The following is an 18,570-nucleotide window of genomic DNA, read 5'->3' as shown; positions in this document are numbered from 1 at the left end:
TTATTATTTTACTATTTATTCTTATTAATATACTGTATTGAACTTACTGTGCTTCAATGAAATCGAATGTAGTTGAAGCTCCTTTAGCTTCATGACTTGTTGGTAATACAACTTTTTGAGTGTAGCTAGTTCTATTTACTTTAATCTTTATTGATATTTTTGAATGTTTTTGAGAGGGATCGGACACAGTAACACGTGTGCCTTTTTTTACCACTAAAGCACAAGGTTTATTAACTTTTAAAGTTTTGTCCTTAAAACTAATTTTCCCTGCTTCAAAAAAAACAACCTCAATTACATCTAATCTTTTATTATAAACAGCTTGTATAGCTGATGTATTTTGTATTATTTGAATATCATTTGCATTATAATTTTGTGCTTTTTTTTGACTATCTATCCCTGGCACCACAATGTAGCTATAGGCGGCATTTTTAGGATTATTTCCGTGATCTAACCATAGGGAAAATACATTTCCAGATTTTATGTTTGATGAACCTTCTAAGGTATTGATAGATTTCCAAGTTCCAGATTGTGATTTCGTGGTATACTTTATATTCCCTTGATGCGGAAAGTAGTAAGCTGTCTTGTCATTTCTTATGTAGTATAAATTGGTGTTAGAATGGACAGAAGAACTTACACCTTCTGGTATTTCGTTTATATTTCCTGTTTCAATATAAGATAATGGTCCTTTCATCCATGTTTGGTTAATGGTAGTGCGCACTTCTCTATTACTGTTGTCTGTAATACCGGCTCCCAAACACACAATTTCATCATCAAAAAAGAACCAACTTTTTTTAGCTTTTATTCCCGCATTATCAAGATCCAGAACCGATACTCCATAGTCACCATCGGAAACACCACCTACGAAATCTGTTTTTCCATAATTAACACCCCAATTTTTACGTGATGGGAATGATGTAATGTAAGGGTAGGTAGTGCCAGGAATCATGGACCAGTCCCATACAGGCATAATGTTTTTGTACTCGTCTCCATCTACCGAAATAAAATTGGCTCCGTATGAAAAATAATTGGCCTTTAGGTTTTCGCCATTTCCCACTTCAGATTCTACGGTACGAGAAGAGGTGTTACGAACGGTAAATAGGAAGCTGCTGCGCATGTGCTGGGTATAGTCACAAGCCCAATAGTGTTTGTTAAATTCACGTATTTTATAATTCGCTAGATTATTTCCATTTAATCTAGAAAGAGCATCTAAATAGTCTGTTGCATTTATAGGATCAATATAGTCTGCCAAACTTTGAAGATAATTTATTCCTGCAATTGTAGCATTTTCGCGACTCACACCTCTTCCCAAAACACTAAAATCCCAAGATTTTCCGCGGATAGATGATAGTTGAGTTTCTCGAATAAAGCGCACTACTTTTTCAAAATTGGGACTTTTGGTATCAAAAGCTGCTGGTGATTCAGCTAAATAAGACACCAAACGCATTAAACCATCGCAATAAACCAAACCATAACTGGCTATCATTATTTGTGGTCCATGATCTTGGTACACCATATTGCTAGTTATATTATCAGCTAGTATCAATTCCAACTTGTTTTTCGTGTTCTCTAATAGTTTTCCATCTTCGGTAAGCAAAGCTCTGTAAACATAATGTGTCGCAATATCAATGGCATTAGCCCCTGTTCCATTATAAGTGATATCGTTTATTGCAGTTGGCTTAAATAGTGAAAGAATTTCAGGCTCATCAATGTCTGATGAAGCTGTTTTAGGTATATATCCATCAAACACTCGCATAAAAATAAGAATCTCCCCAAGATGTTTGGGAAAGTAAATTTTATTGAACCACCAGTTCGGATCTTTAGTATTGGAATTATACCAAAATTGAAGTCCTCTTTTTATGGCGTCTTTATAAGTGGCATTATTGTATTTTTCATTTCCTGTTTTAGAACAAGCTGCTGCAAAATTCCATATACGCAAAATATGATTGTCATATATAGAAACAGATTTGGAAAGTGTACCATATTCAACATCCGGCCAACTCCCATCTGTGTTTTGTGTGCTTATCCAGCTGTCCAAAATAGCATTATCCACAATGTTTGCGCTTTGACCATTAAAAACACGTTCTCTCATTTGCTGGAAATTATATTCCTGCGCACTTGAAACGTTTATAGTTAAGATAAAAACAGAACAATAGATAATGTTTTTTTTAAGGAACAGTATATATTTATTTATTCCCCCCATATACTTCAACATAATTTGATACTAAAATGACGTTTTTGGCAGCTCGTTTATTCATTTTTTTTTTTTTTAACCTTACGGAAAAATCTTCCTATTTTAATACGTTAATTCTATATTTATGGATTAGATAGAACACTTAAATTTGTACGAATTAAGGTATGTTTTTTTAATTTTTAGACCAAAAAAATAACCCTGCAAAAAAAATTATGCATTTACAGGGTCTTATTTTTATGATAGATTTATAAATCTATCGATCATAATTAATTGTATTAATTACAATAAACTATGCTTGAGCGTTTACTGTTTTATAAAACGTTTTACATCTGTACTGTAATCATCAAAGGCTACACGCACTATGTAAACACCATTAGCTAATGATGATACATTTATCTGCTCTAAAACATTTGTTTTTAGTACAGAAGTTCCATTGATGCTGAAAATTTCAACACTCTTAATAGCTTTCGTTGATTTAATATTTATGGTGCTCGAAGTTAACGTTGGATACATTTTAAAGCCATCATTTTTTACAATATCTTCTAATCCAAGAGTTGGTGGATTCGCTGCATCAAATTGATATGCACCTATATCTGGAAATGTAAAAGTACTTGAATTTGGACGAGTTTTTCCCGCATAATCGGTAGCAATAAGATTTCCGTTTTGATCATTAGCATCTGTTCCAGCCTCAATACAAGGCGATCCACTCGTTATTTGCCATTTTGAAGCATCAGTCAATGTTGCAGCATTCGCCGCGTCATATCCAACTATTGTTGCTGGGTTGAAGAATTGAGGCCCTGCAGCATTAGAATTAGCAGCGTTTAAAGCTACAATACTTGTTGCTGTAGCATTAGTCCAATAAGTAGAAGATGAAATGTAATCCTGTATAGCTGTATATTGAACAGTTGAAAGTTGACTATTATTATTAAATTGAGTACGTTGGGTATTTGCTACTGACTCCTTGTTACCCCATAATAACACATTGGTTAGGGTGGCGTTTATAGTTTGATTCGCTTGTCCCGCAAATTGTATCCCACCTCCACCAAAACCAGTTGTTGCTTTGTTATTGGCAAAGGTGGAATAAGTGATTTTTACAGTTCCTGAATTATTAATAAACATACCAGCTCCTGTAGTAGCCGTATTATTAGCTATAACCGAGTTTATAACGTTTAATGTCCATCCAGGGCTTTGAACTGTTGCAGCAGTACTGAATATACCCCCACCAACATTGTTTGAATTGTTGTTTATAATGTTGGTATTTTTGATGGTATATTCACCGAGATATGGTCCACTATAACGTGGATCGATAAGAATAGCTCCACCACGGGCTGGACTACTATTATTGGTCACACTACAACCATCAATTAGCACCTTTTTTAATGTAGCAGCGGGAACAATGGCAATTCCAGCTCCTGTAATATTGTTTCCAGCTGAACCTGTCAAAATATTACCGTTAATAGTGGAATTTTTAATTTCTCCTTCTACAATATAAATACCAGCTCCAAATACAGAACTACCACCAACTGTTGTTATCGTAATTTTGTTTCCAGAAATAGTACAATTTTCAATTAATGCATAGGTAACTGCACTAATTCCTGCACCACCACCAAAATAACTTGAGCCAGCAACATTAATAGTATTGTCTTTCACAGTCGTGTTTTTTATGATTGCTGGACTAAAATTTAAACTAGAATTCATGCGTACACCTGCTCCCGCACCATCTGTTACTTTGCAATTTGCCACAATTGCATTTTCTAATTTACAGTTACCGGATAAAAGAACCCCAGAGCCTATATTTTTACCATCAAAAGTAAAACCATCCCAGGTAGTTAAATCATTTAAAGCTGTACTGAACAATAGTCTAAAGTTAGTTGCAGGAGCAATATCTTGACTAATAATGGTTAAGGCTGGATTGGTGCTGCGGGCTGCACGTGTGGCTTCAGTGCCAACAAAACCACCATAAACATTCACGCCACTTTTGAAATTTAATTGTGTAGCCTCATCTACAATAACATAAGTGCCTTGCTTTACCCAAATTTCATCGCCAGTGACCGCAACTGCTGTCGCCGCTTGGATTGATGTAAATGCTTTGGCCCAAGTGGAACCATCGGAGTTATCACCAGTAGCTGATACACGCAGTGTTGTCGCATGTATGGTAGCCACCATAAAAAATACAATAATACAGGATAATTTTTTTTTCATAATAATTGTTTTAAATAGTTAATAATAATTGTACATAGTTGTTTAAATAGTTAATAATAATTTTAGCGTTATTTAAAAAGGATTTACCATCCCGGGTTTTGCTGTAAAGCATTACTTTTCATTAGTTCAGCATCTTCTATTGGATACAAATACATTTTATCCAAAAAAACACGCTTTTCTACTACGTTATTGGTATCATATTTGAAAGTTCCGTCACTATTCTTTGTGATTTTAACACCACGAATAGTTAGTAGATTATCGCGTTCGGAAGGGTTATCAAAAAGTTTCCAACGGCGCACATCAAAAAAGCGGTGCTCTTCAAATGCAAATTCGATTCGGCGTTCGTTTTGGATGAACTTTCTCATCTCGCTTTTAGTAAGTCCTATTGGAACAAAAACCGGACGGAAACCTGCACGAAAGCGTAAGGCTCTTAGAGCGTTATATACTTCAACATCTGGCCCTACAGCCTCATTTCTCGCCTCAGCATAATTAAGGTACATTTCAGCAAAACGGAATAGAATCCAAGTTCTGGCAACATTTACAGAGCGTCCATCCCAAACAGCATATGGCATAATAAATTTTTGTAAATAATATCCAGTATGTGTAGCATTAGGATAGGAACCTGATCCATCAATACCACCTACAAAGGTTTCTATAGTACCTGCTTTATCATTTACGCTAAAAGCAGTATTATTTGCTAAAACAGTCATATTTAAACGTGGATCCCTATTTACAAAAGGATTGTTTGGATTGTAACCAGAAGTAGGGTCTGTTATTGGTTTACCATTGTTCATTGGAAATGCTTCCACTAAGTTTTGAGTTGGGTTTGTTAACCCTTGAGCCCCAAAAGAAATAGGAGCATTTAGACTTTCAATGGTTGTGTTATTTTCATATTTGGTAGAAAATATGATCTCGTCATGGTATAGTGGTAATACGGCATTGGTGGAGAAAAGAGTTGACAAGTTTATATTACTATCAAATCGTTTCAAGTTATATGCTTTACTGCCTGTTCCATCTGCATTAATAGTATAATTGATAACAGCATTAGCGGCTTTAGCTGCCAAGTCCCATCTTGAAGCATCATTATTTTCATTAAATAGTGGGCTTGCCCAATATAGCAATGCTCTCGATTTTAATGCCAATGCTGCGCCAGAAGTGGCACGACCAATATCTTTTGCCTCATTAAATCCTATTACAACTGGAGAAGCTCCATACTTAGTTGGCAAAAGTGATACCGCTAAATCACACTCGGAAATAATATACTTAATACATTCATCAACACTAGATCGCGGGATTTTAATAGCTTCTTCGGGAGATAAAATAGTTTCAGTTAGTGGTACTCCTCCATATCGTTTAACCAATTCAAAGTAGAAAAAGGCTCTAAGAAATCTAGCTTCTCCTTTCATTCTTTTTCTAGTATTCAGGATACTTTCATCGGTGCCTAAAGCATTTGATTTTTTTGGAAGTGGAACATCATCTATCCTCGATAGAAACATATTGGCTTTACGAATTCCATCATAATTTTTATTCCAAACGTTTTCAATCACATTGAAGGGACTCCATGTGCCGTTATTGAACCCATTAATTGCGCTTAACGGATTAGGGCATACAGCATCGTCAGTCGCTGCATCCAACATAGCATTTGATATGCGATTGTAACCGTTGGGTAGATTGTTATAGGCATTGTTTAAAAAGCCGAAAGCCAGGTTATTATTAGACCAAACGGCATCTTCTGTCAATGTACCATCAAGTGCAGGTTCTAACATATCGTCACATGCAGTAAACGATAAAACGATCAGTGCAAAGAATAATTTTTTTACTATTTTCATTACCTATTATTTTATTAATTATAGATTTACGGATAAACCAAACAAGAAAGTTTTCATTGTCGGATATTCAGAGTAGCCAGCATTTGAAGCTTCAAAATCACGATTTTCTCTTGAACTCACAGTTGAGAACATGTTATTGGCATTGAAAAACAAACGTATTTTGGACAATGATATAGTGCGGACTACCTCATCAGGCATTGTATATCCAATTTCTAGTGTTGATAAACGGAACATATTGCCTTTTTCTTGCCAAAAAGTAGACGTTTGTTGATTGTGTGTACTTATTAAACTTAATCGTGGATATGCAGATTGTGAAGTGCTATTTTCTGCAGACCATCTGTTATCATAGGCATATGTTGAAAACTGATTAGGTCTAATATGTACATTGTAGTCTGTTGCACCCTCTCCGAAACTATAAAAATCGAAGCCTTTATATTCTATGCCTAAATGGATGCCATAAATTGTTTTTGGTAATGTATTCCCAATAGCTTTTCGATCGGCATCATTAATTATTCCATCACTATTCAAATCTTTATATTTAATATCTCCAGGGGTTAAATTTCCATATGATGATACTAAACCAGAGGCGTCAATCTCGGCCTTATTTTGATAAATACCATCAGCAACGAACCCAAAACGGGTATCAACCTGATTTCCTTGTCGGTAACGATATTGTTCTTGTTGTGAGTAAGCAACTTCTTTCAAGTCTAAAACATTATTTTTAGCTATTGTTAAATTCCCTCCAGTACGAATGAGTACATTATTTATTTTTTTAGAATAATTCAATTGGAATTCATAGCCTTTATTGCTAACTTTTCCTGCATTGTACATAGGAAGGTTTATACCTATTAATTCTGGCACTACATTGGCTTGAGATACGAGTATATTATTGCGGTTTTCGTGGAAGTAGTCCGCAGAAAATGTTAGTGAATTTTTGAAAACACTCAAATCCAATCCGACATTTGCTTTGTAAGCAGTTTCCCAAGTTGCATTAGGATTTCCTAAAGTCCCCTCATATACACCTGGAACATTACCATTAGGATTTCCAAAGCCATAACCATTAGATTGATAGTATGCTTGTCGGTGCATATAACGAGGCGACCCCATATCATTTCCAACTACCCCGTAACTGGCACGAAACTTAAGATTTTGAACGATTTTACTTGATTTCAGAAAATTTTCTTCTGACGCTATCCAAGATAAACTAGCAGCAGGGAAAAACCCATAACGTTTACCTGTAGCGTAACTATTGTTACCCTGATAGGAACCTGTTAGCTGTGCGTAATAACGATTCTTAAACCCATATAATAAGCGTCCCGATGTCCCTAACCATTTATAATCAGGATTGTCGCCACTTATATTGGAAGTATATTGGTTAGTAATTATGTTTGTTGTTACTTGATGATTTCCAAAAGTAGCGTTGTAATCAAGACCCGCCATAATGGTAACATCACTGTAAAAATCACTCATTTGTCCGCCGGTATTAGTTACTTTGGTGTCATTAACCCCATATTTCGTGTAAGTGCCATCTGGACCCAACTGATACACAGCAAAACGATTGTATCTTCCCTCATAGTATGAATTATAATTTTCGAAACTATAAATTGCATTGGCACTTAAGCCTTTTAATATTTCGCTCAAATCTTTAGACAACTTTATTTTAACACTTAACTGTCGGGTAATTTCATCGCGATTACCAGATTGCAAAACTCCAAGAATATTGCTTTGATATTCAGATGTTCCACCTAGCGATTCGTCGGGATTTATTATAGGATAAGCAATAGCTGGAGTATTCATTATACTATTGAAAAGAATATTATTTGAATTTGCCACATTGTTCGTACTTCCTAACCAGGGAGACTTTCTTTTATCATTTATGGCAGCTATATTAGTATTTAGCACAAAACCTTTTCCTAAATTAACATCTATGTTTGTCCTAAAATTGTAGCGTTCATTGCTAGTTTGGTTTGAATCACCAAATTGTGTTGGCACTGTAAATAATCCACCCTGTTTCATATATCCTACTAAACAATAATACTGTGCAATATCGTTTCCACCTCCAGATGAAAAATTTAAATTTTGGTATGCACTTTGAGTATCTTTTCTGAGGAACTTATCAGGAAAGTTTGTGTCTGGATATCGGTATGGGTCTACAGGGTTTAAATAGTTATCTGCATTAAAAACGGGTATATTCCCATCATTAGTATTCGCTTCATTATGCAATTTTGTGTACTGGTAAGCATTAAGTTTATCGGAAATATAACTAGGCGTTTGAAAGCCTGTTCTTATATCGACATTCATAAAATCAACCGATTTATTTCCTCTTTTCGTTTTAATTAAAATTACACCATTAGCGCCTCTCATTCCATACATCGCAAGTTCACTTGCGTCTTTAAGAACAGTTACGCTTTCTACTTCTTTTGGGTCTAAAAGGTTAATATTACCGTCTACACCGTCTACCAATATTAAAGGGTTGGCATTCCCCGTGGTAGCAACACCTCGAACATAAAATTCGTAATTGGATTTCCCGAATTTTTGACCTCCATTACTAATGGAATATAAGCCTGATAAAGTTCCATTTAATGACTGTTCAATTGTATTCACAGCATTTTTTCGTACAACTTCTTCATCAATTTTAGAAAATGCTGCAGGTATTTTTCTCGCTGGATAGGATCCAAACGCTACGTCAATAGGTTCTTCGCCACTTAACAAAGACTTCATAATTATAGTAACATTTTTTGCTCCGGATTCCATTAATACCGATTGCGTTTTGTACCCTGTATGTCTAAATATTAGGACATCCGATTTTAATATTTGTAATTTAAATACCCCTGCCTTATTAGTACGAATAGTGCCTGATTCCTCTTGCAAGGACACAAGTACACCGCTTATAGGTGTGCCTGATTCATCTTTTACAATTCCAGTTAGCTCGTATGCAGCTGTATTATTTTGAAGGCTTTGGGGCAAAATATTTATCGAATAGAAAAAAAATACAAGAACTATGAAGCTTCTTTGTACGGTTAAAAATGTTTTTATTTGATTCATTGTGATATTATTTTTTATATCCTCAAGATTAAGTTATTACTACCAACCTGGATTTTGCTTTAATACTTTACTTTTAAATATTTCATTATTTGGAATTGGATAATAATGCATGTGCTCTTTAAAAATGCGTCTTTCATACTCGTAAGGATTATAATTGAAGGAACCATTACTATTTTTAGTAATTCTCATCCCTATAATTGGATTCTGTTCACCAAAAATTTCTACACCTTTTTTCCAGCTGATTACATCATACCAGCGTTGTTCTTCAAAACAAAGTTCTATGGCACGTTCGTTACGAATCCGTTCGCGCATTCCTTCTTTAGATGAAGAAATCTGGGGTGGAATAGGTACTTGATTTACCCGTTGGCGTACTTGTGCAGTTGCTCCTCTTGCAGTTAAACCTGTACCCGGTGATGCTCCATCTGGACCATAAGCTTCATTGGAAGCTTCTGCATAGTTTAATAAGATTTCGGCATACCGGAAAAAGATATAATTTAAATAAGTTGATGTTCCTTTATAGCGTTGATGGGCTTCTGGCCAAAATTTGGCAATTGAATATCCTATCGGATTAATTAAGGTGCTTCCATAATCTAATCCTCCTACATTGAATTGAGTTTTTCTATCATACCAAAAACGATCGTTATAGAGTACGGTCATTTTTAGACGTGGATCTCTGTTTGCATAAGGATTATTAGGGTTGTAACTTGACGATGCATCTGTAATTGGTAAGCCATTGGAATCTTCATAAAGATTTACAAAATTTTGTGTTACAGATGTTCCCATCCATCCGTTATATCCTTGAGGAACTATAAAGCGAACTAAAAAATTAGAGTTGTCGATATGGCCTTGTTCAAAATTTATTTTTCGCCGTGGTCGGTTCATTATAATTTCACTTCCTAAATTAGGACGAAAGAACATGTTTACATAATCTGAATCTAACGAATATTGATTTAAATTAATAACATCTGCAGCCGCCGCAGCCGCCGCTTTCCACTTCTCTACATCTTGATTAGGGTTGTTTAATGGCCGTGCGGCATACAACAAAGTTCTAGATTTTAGGGCTAATGCAGCACCTCTCGTCGCTCGACCTGTGTCACCTTCATCATTCACTAAATCAAGTAACTGATTTGCACGGTCACAATCAGCAACAATAAAATTTACACAGTCATCATATGAACTTCTAGGTATATCTAATTCATCAACACCCAATTCTAATGGCTTATCAAAAATAGGTACACCTCCCCATCGTTTTATCAATTCAAAATATAGATAAGCACGAATAAAATGAGCTTCTCCCAACGAGCGGTCATGCAATTTTTGCGTTGGAAAGTTTTCAACTAAATCAATGTTTTTTATTGCCATATTTGCTTGACGAATCCCTCTGTAAAGATTAACCCACATATCTCCTAACTCTCTATTGGCATTCCCAGTTGGACTTGAATACGATAAGTTATCGCCAGACCAAGCACCATTGTTGAAAACAGTTGAACAGGTATTTAAACCCAAACCCTCTGCTTCATCAGAGAGTTCGCTAACCATACTATTCCACATGCGCCCTAAATGTCCTGGCATAAAGCTATAAGTGTAGTCTAGGTATTGTCGAAACTGTTGATAGTCAGTAAATACTTTTTCAAAATTCAAGTCTTGTTCTGGAGCTTGCTCTAATTGAGACGAATCAAAGGCGTCGGTGCAAGAAACAAAAGCTACTAAAAACATTACCAATGACATTGATTTATATAATTTTGATTTCTTCATTTTTTTATAAATTAATATTAACTCCTAAATTATAAACACTTTGCTGTGGATATGCCTCTCCATTTTGATCTAACGTTTCAGGATCAAATCCGTCTATATGGGACCAGGTTTTAAGATTATTTCCACTTAACAAAACTTTTACATTTGATACGTTTAACTTCTTACAAAACTTATCGGGTAAATCATAGCTAATTTGCACATTGCGTAATCTTACATAGTTGCCCGATTTTAAATGAAAAGAGTTTACATTTTTATTACTGTGCTGTGGATTAAGATGCAATGATGGATACGAAGCATTAGGATTTTCTGGAGTCCAAAAATCTTGATGAGTTTGTGTAACTTGACCTCCTCCCGCAGCACCTCCAAACTCGTAACCAGCGTTTGAAACAAATAGGACGGAAGCATTTGCAGCACCTTGAAACATAGCGCTTAAAGTAAAACCCTTCCATCTAATTTCTGGAGAAAGAGAATAAACAATCTCCGGAACATTAGAATAGCCGATTGGAGTTCTATCTCTAACATCGATTTGATTATCACCATTTATATCTTCATATTTTAAATCTCCAGGAATGATAGGGCCTCCCAGAGTGGTTTGGCTTGGCGAATTATCAATATCTTCTTGTGAGGTAAAGAATCCCAACACTTTAAACCCTCTATATTGCCCTATGCGGTACCCTTTGAATTTCTGATATTCAGGTGTTCCTGCAGGGTCGTCGTAATTAATGATTTCATTGCGTGCAAAACTATACAATCCATTAAGGGAATATTCTACTTGACCTATTTTATGGCTATGTCTAATATCTATTTCATATCCCCAATTCTTAACTTCTCCTATATTGTATTGGGGTGAAGGAATTCCTGTAGTATTCAGTAAAGAACGTGCTGCCATTAAAATATTAGTCCGTCTTTCGCTAAATACATCAAAAGTTATATTCAATAGGTTTTTGTCAAATAGTTTAGCATCTATACCTATGTTTTGTTTATTTGATTTTTCCCAGGTCAAAAGTCTATTTTCACTTCGGGATTCATATATCCCTCCTAAGCTAGATGGATTTGTTGTTCCAAAACCAAAATTTTGTAAATTTGATGGGCTTGGGGGTATATATTGGTAAAGACCTTGCCATAAGAAACGATTACCTCCAATTTTATCGTTACCTACCATACCAGATGACCCTCTAATTTTTAAGAACTTTACAACAGAAGACACAGATTCCATAAAAGGCTCGTTAGTCACTACATAGCCTAACGATACTGCTGGAAAGAAACCGAATTGGTTACCCGGAGCAAAGTTTTCAGAACCATTATAGCCCATATTGAATTCTGCTAAATATTTGCCAGCATAGTCATACTCTACACGTCCAGCGTATCCCATAAGTACGAAAGGATTGTTGGCATTGTATTTTTCGTTCTGTTGGTTATATATTGCAGTAGTGTTTATTTTTGATTTCCCAATTGATTTAGTGTAACCTAATTTTAATTGAATCCCTGTATTGGTGTAGGTATCTGTAGCTGATTCTCCTACATAAGTTAGAGGTGAGGATTCTGTGATCTGGTCGTACTCTTCTGTATTAGGGTTAAAATAAAATGTATCGGGTTGTTCTCTGTAACCTTTGGTTGCGCCCATCGAACTATTATAAGACAGATTCATATCTAAAGATAGACCATCGGTTATAAAACTTAAATCATTTTTTAATACTCCTACTATGTCATAGTTATTGATTCGCGTATTATCGTAACCAGAATTAGCAATTTTCACTACCGGATTAGGCTGACCTGCTATAGCTGCATATGAGCCGTCTGGATTAAAAATAGGATGAGCATAGGGCACTTTGGCTATTAAGGTTTGGAATACGTTACTCACATCTGGAAAACCATTTTTTTCTTCGGTACGTCCACTAATATTAGCACTGAAAGTTTGATATTTATTAATAGTTAAATCAATGTTGGAACGGAAATTGAAGCGTTTATAATCGGTGTCTGAACTGTATTTGTTGCTGGTGTTTGTATATTTAAACATACCTCCTTGATCTAAATAGCCTACAGAAACGAAGTATTTGACTTTTTTGGTTCCGCCTACAACATTGATATTATACCTTTGCTGAAAAGCCATTGATTTGATAACTTCGTTATACCATTTTAAATTTGGATATTTGTATTTATCGTTACCTAAACGAAAGCCTTCTAAAGACTCATCAGTCAACAAAGGATCGTTGACAGGGTCTAAGCCATCATTTAGTGTAGCTTGTTTTCGCAATAATAGATGCTCATATGATCCTAAAAAATTAGGTATATTAACCGGTTGCTGCGCACCAAAATTAGCTGATATAATAATTTTTTGACTGCCTTCTTTCCCTCGTTTTGTAGTAATCAGAATAACGCCATTGGCACCTCTAACTCCATAAACTGCTGTTGAGGACGCATCTTTTAAAACAGAGATACTTTGCACTTCATTAGGATCAATTTCGGAAATACTACCACGTTCTACACCATCTACAATAATTAAAGGTCTACTATTAACCCATGTTGACTGACCTCTAATAAATATAGAAGCCGCATCTTCGCCTGGTCTACCGGATGATTGTATGGTAACAACACCAGATAATTTTCCGGCAATGGCCGTACTTAAATTTGATGTAGGCACATCTACAAGGTCCTTGCCTTGTATAGTGCTTATAGCTCCTGTAACAGTCTCTTTCTTTTGCTTACCATAGCCAATTACTACAACCTCTTTCAAAGATTGACGATCTTCATTCATAACAATTTTAAATGGCTGTTTATCAGATGCTGATTTTTCAACCGAAATGAAACCTGTATAATTGAATACCAATATATTACTTGGAGAAGTAACTCCAATAGTAAACTTTCCTTCAAAATCGGTGGTTGTGCCACTTTTTGTTCCCTTGACAGTAATATTAACTCCAGGTATACTAAGGCCCTTCTGATCTACTACAATTCCTGTAACATTATTTTTGTTCTGCCCATATGTTACCATATTGTTCATTCCAAATAAGAGCAACAACATCACTCGTAAAGTAAATGAAAGTGATAAATTTCTTTTATTCATATTTTTTTATTTATTTTAAACTTTAGTTGTTTATTTAAAGTGAAATCATAATTGTAGCACACTATTACTGTTTTATAATTTTTTGTGTACTAACCCAGGTGTTACTTCTAATAGTTACATAATACATACCATTTGAATGGTTCGATAAATCAACCGTTGTTGTGCCAATAAAGACTCCTTTAGCTACAGTTTTTCCGTCAATCCCAATTACTTGATAAGCCAATGAATCATCATTTGTGCCTTTTAAATGAAGTAGTCCCTTAGTTGGATTTGGATAAAAGGAGTATTTAAAGCGATTTTCTTCCGGAATTTGTATCGCTAAAACATCTTGAAAATCAATTGCAACTGAAGATCCTTTAGTTTCAGCACTAGTAGGCATTGAAGCTATTTTTGTATAAGTTGTTCCCAATACGTTAATCGTTATAGTAATGCTTGAACGGGTTTGGAAAGGATCTGCAACCGTAACCAAGTTGCCATTTTTAAACATTAGAGCGCAAGGATAATCTACAGTAACTGATTTATCTCCAACATTAACAGTGCCTGCTTGGTGAAAAATCACTTGAAGTATATCTAATGTTTTGTGGTAGACTGCTTGTGTTGTAACTGTATTCTGTATTATTTCAATGGCAGATGCATCGTAACTCTGCGCTTTTTGCGGACTGTCTATTCCTGGAACCACAATGTAACTATAGCTTGCATTAGAAGGATTGTTGCCATGGTCTAACCATAACGAGAATACAAAACCTGATTCTGTAGTTGAGGATCCCATCAAACTATTAATAGAACTCCAAGATCCTGATTGTGCTTTCATGGTATACTTCACATTCCCCTGATTTGGAAAATAATAACCAACAGCGCCGTTTCTTATGTATTTTAGATTTGTATTATTATAAGTTGATGAGGTTACACCTTGCTCAATTTCACTTGTACTACCAACGGAACACGAATTAGAAAGAGTTTTCAACCAAGCTTGATTAATGGTAGTTCTTACATTTCTACTGCTATTGTCAGTAATACCAGCTCCTAAACACACAATTTCATCATTAAAGAAGAACCAACTCTTTTTTGCTTGTATGCCTGACTTATTTAAATTTAAGACACTTGCCCCATGAACACCATCTGATACACCACCAACAAAAGAATTAACTGCATAATTAGTTCCCCAATCGGAGCGAGATGGAAAAGTTGTTGTATATGGAAATGTAGTTCCTGGTATCATAGACCAGTCCCAAACAGGCATAATGTTTTTGTACTCTTCTCCATCTACAGAAATGAAATTAGCACCATAAGAAAAGTAATTAGCTTTTAAATTCTCCCCGTTTCCTTTTTCTGCTTCTACTGTGCGCGTTGAAGTATTTCGAACTGTAAATAAATACCCTTTTCGGGCATGTTGTGTATAGTCTGAAGCCCAATAATGTTTATTGAATTCACGTACTTTAAAATTTGGAGGATTATTTCCTTTTAATCGTGAAAGTGCATCCATATATTCCGTTTTATTGGCAGGATCTACATTGTCTGCTAAATATTGAAGGTAATTCATACTTGCAGTCATCCCATTCAAACGGCTTACACCTCTACCCATAACACTAAAATCCCATGAGTTACCCCTAGTAGACGGAATCTGTGTTTCTCTAATAAAACGCAATACGGTTCCAAAATTTACGCTTGTGGTGTCAAATGCTGCTGGTGAATCTGCTAAGAAATAGGCCAAACGTATTAAACCATCGCAAAATACCCAGCCGTAACTTGCTGTCATAATTTGAGGCCCATGATCTTGATAAATCAAATCGCCCATTATATTTTCAACTAAAACAGATTCTAATTTATTTTTAGTGCCTTCAAGTAATACTCCATTTTCAGTAAGCAGTCCTCTGTAAACATAATGTAGCCCTATGTCAATTGCATTGGCACCTGTCCCATACAACGTAATATCATTTATCGCCGTAGGGGAGAATAATGAAATAATTTCGGGTTCATCTATACCTGGTGAAGTTGTTTTTGGAATATATCCATCAAACACACGCATAAAAATAAGGAGTTCACCTAATTTTTGTGGAAATAAAATTTTATTAAACCACCAATTGGGATCTACGGTCTTGGAAGTATACCAAAATTGCAATCCTCTTTTTATGGCATCTTTGTAAGTTGCATTGTTATATTTTACATTACCAGTTTTAGAACAAGCAGCTGCTAAATTCCACAAACGTGTTACGTGATTATCCGTTACAGATTGTGTAACGGATAGCGTTCCATATTTTAAATCTGGCCAACTACCATCGAGATTCTGTGTGCTAATCCAGTTGTCCATAGTGGTGTTACTGGCAACATTTATATTTTGGCTAATATATACTCGATCCATCAAAAGTTTATAATTATAAACTTGTGCTTGAGACATAATGTTTGTTAATAAAAAAACAACACAAAATATAATGTTTTGTTTAGTTAACAATAAACACGTATCAGCTTTCTTTACTAGACTAAACTTCATAAACTATCATTTTTTATAAATTACTTTTTAAACTAATACTTTTATAATGAATGAATAAAAAACAAGATTGCAGTAATAAATAGCAGTCCGACAATTGACAATTTAAACAGAACAACTGTAGCATTTTTATCTTTATTATTCATTTTATATAACCTGGTATTTTATTCTTGTAAAGAAACTTGAATTCGTTGAAGAAGTATAGGTGATTTGTTTTATCTTGAAGAACATATGTTTTTAAAAATATACATATGTTTTTGAAAACACACATATGTTTTATTATAAGAAATATCTTTGAATATATTAGGTTTTTATTAGACTCTAAAAAGTTACAATTTGATTTGAATTTCGGAAGTATTGAAGAATTTAAATAATTAGGTTAATTGCAAAAATGAAGCTTAGTTGTATGTGCTTTTTTTATTTGTATATCCACATTGTAGTACGATTAATTAATCTCCTTCTGAGCAGCTATTTTTCAAATTAGTTCAATTGGACTGTAATGGAGCCAGTTGTATAAAAAAAAGACCGTCCGAAGACAGCCTTTGCATATAATATTTTAATCAAATTTATTCTGTTATTTCGAAAATTCGACTGTTTTCAATTTGTTCCATCCTCCACGTGTAAAATCAGGAATCTCTACTGGAAAAGAGCCTTTGTCAAGAGAAAGCTCTGTTAACGGTGCTAAGCAAGACCATTCGGCTAGATCATAAACATCCATGTCCAACGGCAGTCCTTTTTGAAGACAGTAAATCAAGCGGTAATTCAAAATATAGTCCATACCGCCGTGGCCACCAACTTTCTTTGCTTTTTCTTCAATATCTTTTACTATCGGGTTTTTATATTTTTCCATTAAGGCCTTTTTTAATTCTTCTGAAACATAACTATGAGCTGTTAATTTTTTATGTTCTACAAGGATATCGTCACCTATGGATTTTGAATTCAATGCATACCCTTCCTTTGGGTATTTGTTTGCGAATCCTTTGGTTCCTGTCAATTGATACATTCGGGTATAGGGGCGAGGACTGGCCACATTGTGTTGAATTTGAATTGTCTTTCCTTTCTCTGTTTTAATCATGGTCATTGTGTGGTCACCGTTTTTAAAATTCTTTAGTTCTTTGCCTGTTTTTTCTTTGATGTAAGCTGGAATACTAACTGCTTTTGTGTCCATCGAAACTAAATAATTCATTTTATCCCCACGATGAATATTTAATGCCAAACACGCAGGACCCATCCCATGGGTTGCATAAAGATCTCCACGATGAGTTGCATTGTAATCCAAGCGCCAATTGTTCCAATAATCTGCCCAATAGGGTTCCAGATTATGGATATAAGAACCTTCAGCATGAAGAATTTCTCCAAACAATCCTTGTTGAGCCATATTCAATGTAGTCAATTCAAAGAAGTCATAAATGCAATTTTCTAATTGCACACAATGTTTTCTGGTTTTTTCGGAAGTATTGATTAAATCCCAAATTTCATTCATAGTCATTGCTGCTGGTACTTCAATCGCTACGTGTTTGCCGTCTTTCATAGCTTGTATGCCTATGTTGGCATGGTGTTTCCAATCTGTGGCAATATAAACAAGATCTACATTAGAGAGTTTAGTTACTTTACGCCAAGTATTTTCATCACCAAAAAATTCTTGTGCCTTAGGAAGTCCCGCTTTTACTAACATTTCATTAGCCTGTTTTGTGTTTTTTTCTAACATATCACAAAGGGCTACAATCTCAACTCCAGGAATATTTATAAGACTCTCAACATGATCAGGACCACGCATTCCTACACCAATAAAGGCCACACGAACTACAGGAATTGGTGCGGTCGCAAGACGTAATACGTCTTTTTGTCCAGCAGGACGGGCAGGGGTGGGTGTTTTAATCATTTGAGCTGATACGTCAGTCATTCCCAATAGCAAACTTGCAATTAGTGGAAATTTAAAAAAGCTAATTTTCATTTTGTAGGATATAATTAATTAATAAAATTTGAGGAGTAAAAATTT

At 35.0% G+C, this 18,570-nt stretch carries 8 protein-coding genes; all 8 read right to left on the bottom strand.

Annotated features, from left to right (window positions below):
* Positions 1–43: 43 nt before the first annotated feature.
* The 8 genes from ACIQ1E_RS01415 to ACIQ1E_RS01380 all read right to left on the bottom strand — a co-directional run bounded on the left by ACIQ1E_RS01415 (position 44) and on the right by ACIQ1E_RS01380 (position 18,474).
* Positions 44–2,089, bottom strand: coding sequence for a polysaccharide lyase family 8 super-sandwich domain-containing protein (locus tag ACIQ1E_RS01415; RefSeq protein ID WP_396168034.1), 2,046 nt, complete (start codon positions 2,087–2,089; stop codon positions 44–46).
* Between the two features lie 405 nt (positions 2,090–2,494).
* Positions 2,495–4,393 carry a T9SS type A sorting domain-containing protein gene (locus ACIQ1E_RS01410; RefSeq protein WP_396168032.1) on the bottom strand — a complete coding sequence of 633 codons (1,899 nt, stop codon included), beginning with the start codon at positions 4,391–4,393 and terminating at the stop codon, positions 2,495–2,497.
* An 83-nt stretch (positions 4,394–4,476) separates the two neighbouring features.
* Entirely contained in the window at positions 4,477–6,222 is a 1,746-nt protein-coding gene (locus ACIQ1E_RS01405) for a RagB/SusD family nutrient uptake outer membrane protein (RefSeq protein ID WP_396168030.1), read from the bottom strand.
* A gap of 18 nt (positions 6,223–6,240) precedes the next feature.
* Positions 6,241–9,189 (bottom strand): SusC/RagA family TonB-linked outer membrane protein, encoded by a 2,949-nt coding sequence (locus tag ACIQ1E_RS01400; RefSeq protein WP_396168028.1) that lies wholly within the window; start codon positions 9,187–9,189, stop codon positions 6,241–6,243.
* A 117-nt stretch (positions 9,190–9,306) separates the two neighbouring features.
* Entirely contained in the window at positions 9,307–11,022 is a 1,716-nt protein-coding gene (locus ACIQ1E_RS01395; RefSeq protein WP_396168026.1) for a RagB/SusD family nutrient uptake outer membrane protein, read from the bottom strand.
* A 4-nt stretch (positions 11,023–11,026) separates the two neighbouring features.
* Complete coding sequence (locus tag ACIQ1E_RS01390) at positions 11,027–14,086, bottom strand: SusC/RagA family TonB-linked outer membrane protein (protein WP_396168024.1); 3,060 nt, start codon at positions 14,084–14,086, stop codon at positions 11,027–11,029.
* Positions 14,087–14,150: 64 nt separating this feature from the next.
* Positions 14,151–16,481: a polysaccharide lyase family 8 super-sandwich domain-containing protein gene (locus tag ACIQ1E_RS01385; RefSeq protein WP_396168022.1), complete on the bottom strand. Its 2,331-nt coding sequence runs from the start codon at positions 16,479–16,481 to the stop codon at positions 14,151–14,153.
* A gap of 664 nt (positions 16,482–17,145) precedes the next feature.
* The gene (locus tag ACIQ1E_RS01380; RefSeq protein ID WP_396168079.1) at positions 17,146–18,474 is read right to left on the bottom strand and encodes a Gfo/Idh/MocA family protein; all 1,329 of its coding nucleotides are present in this window, start codon (positions 18,472–18,474) and stop codon (positions 17,146–17,148) included.
* Positions 18,475–18,570: the final 96 nt, after the last annotated feature.

The organism is Flavobacterium sp. (assembly GCF_044348915.1).
Classification (GTDB): Bacteria; Bacteroidota; Bacteroidia; order Flavobacteriales; family Flavobacteriaceae; genus Flavobacterium.
The sequence above is the reverse complement of the archived record's forward strand: the minus strand, read 5'-3'. Positions and strand labels throughout refer to the sequence as shown.

Excerpts from the sequence above, each read along its gene's own strand:
- ACIQ1E_RS01415 (WP_396168034.1), bottom strand. The coding sequence starts at position 2,089 with ATGAGAGAACGTGTTTTTAATGGTCAAAGCGCAAACATTGTGGATAAT.
- ACIQ1E_RS01410 (WP_396168032.1), bottom strand. The coding sequence starts at position 4,393 with ATGAAAAAAAAATTATCCTGTATTATTGTATTTTTTATGGTGGCTACC.
- ACIQ1E_RS01405 (WP_396168030.1), bottom strand. The coding sequence starts at position 6,222 with ATGAAAATAGTAAAAAAATTATTCTTTGCACTGATCGTTTTATCGTTT.
- ACIQ1E_RS01395 (WP_396168026.1), bottom strand. The coding sequence starts at position 11,022 with ATGAAGAAATCAAAATTATATAAATCAATGTCATTGGTAATGTTTTTA.
- ACIQ1E_RS01390 (WP_396168024.1), bottom strand. The coding sequence starts at position 14,086 with ATGAATAAAAGAAATTTATCACTTTCATTTACTTTACGAGTGATGTTG.
- ACIQ1E_RS01385 (WP_396168022.1), bottom strand. The coding sequence starts at position 16,481 with ATGTCTCAAGCACAAGTTTATAATTATAAACTTTTGATGGATCGAGTA.
- ACIQ1E_RS01380 (WP_396168079.1), bottom strand. The coding sequence starts at position 18,474 with ATGACTGACGTATCAGCTCAAATGATTAAAACACCCACCCCTGCCCGT.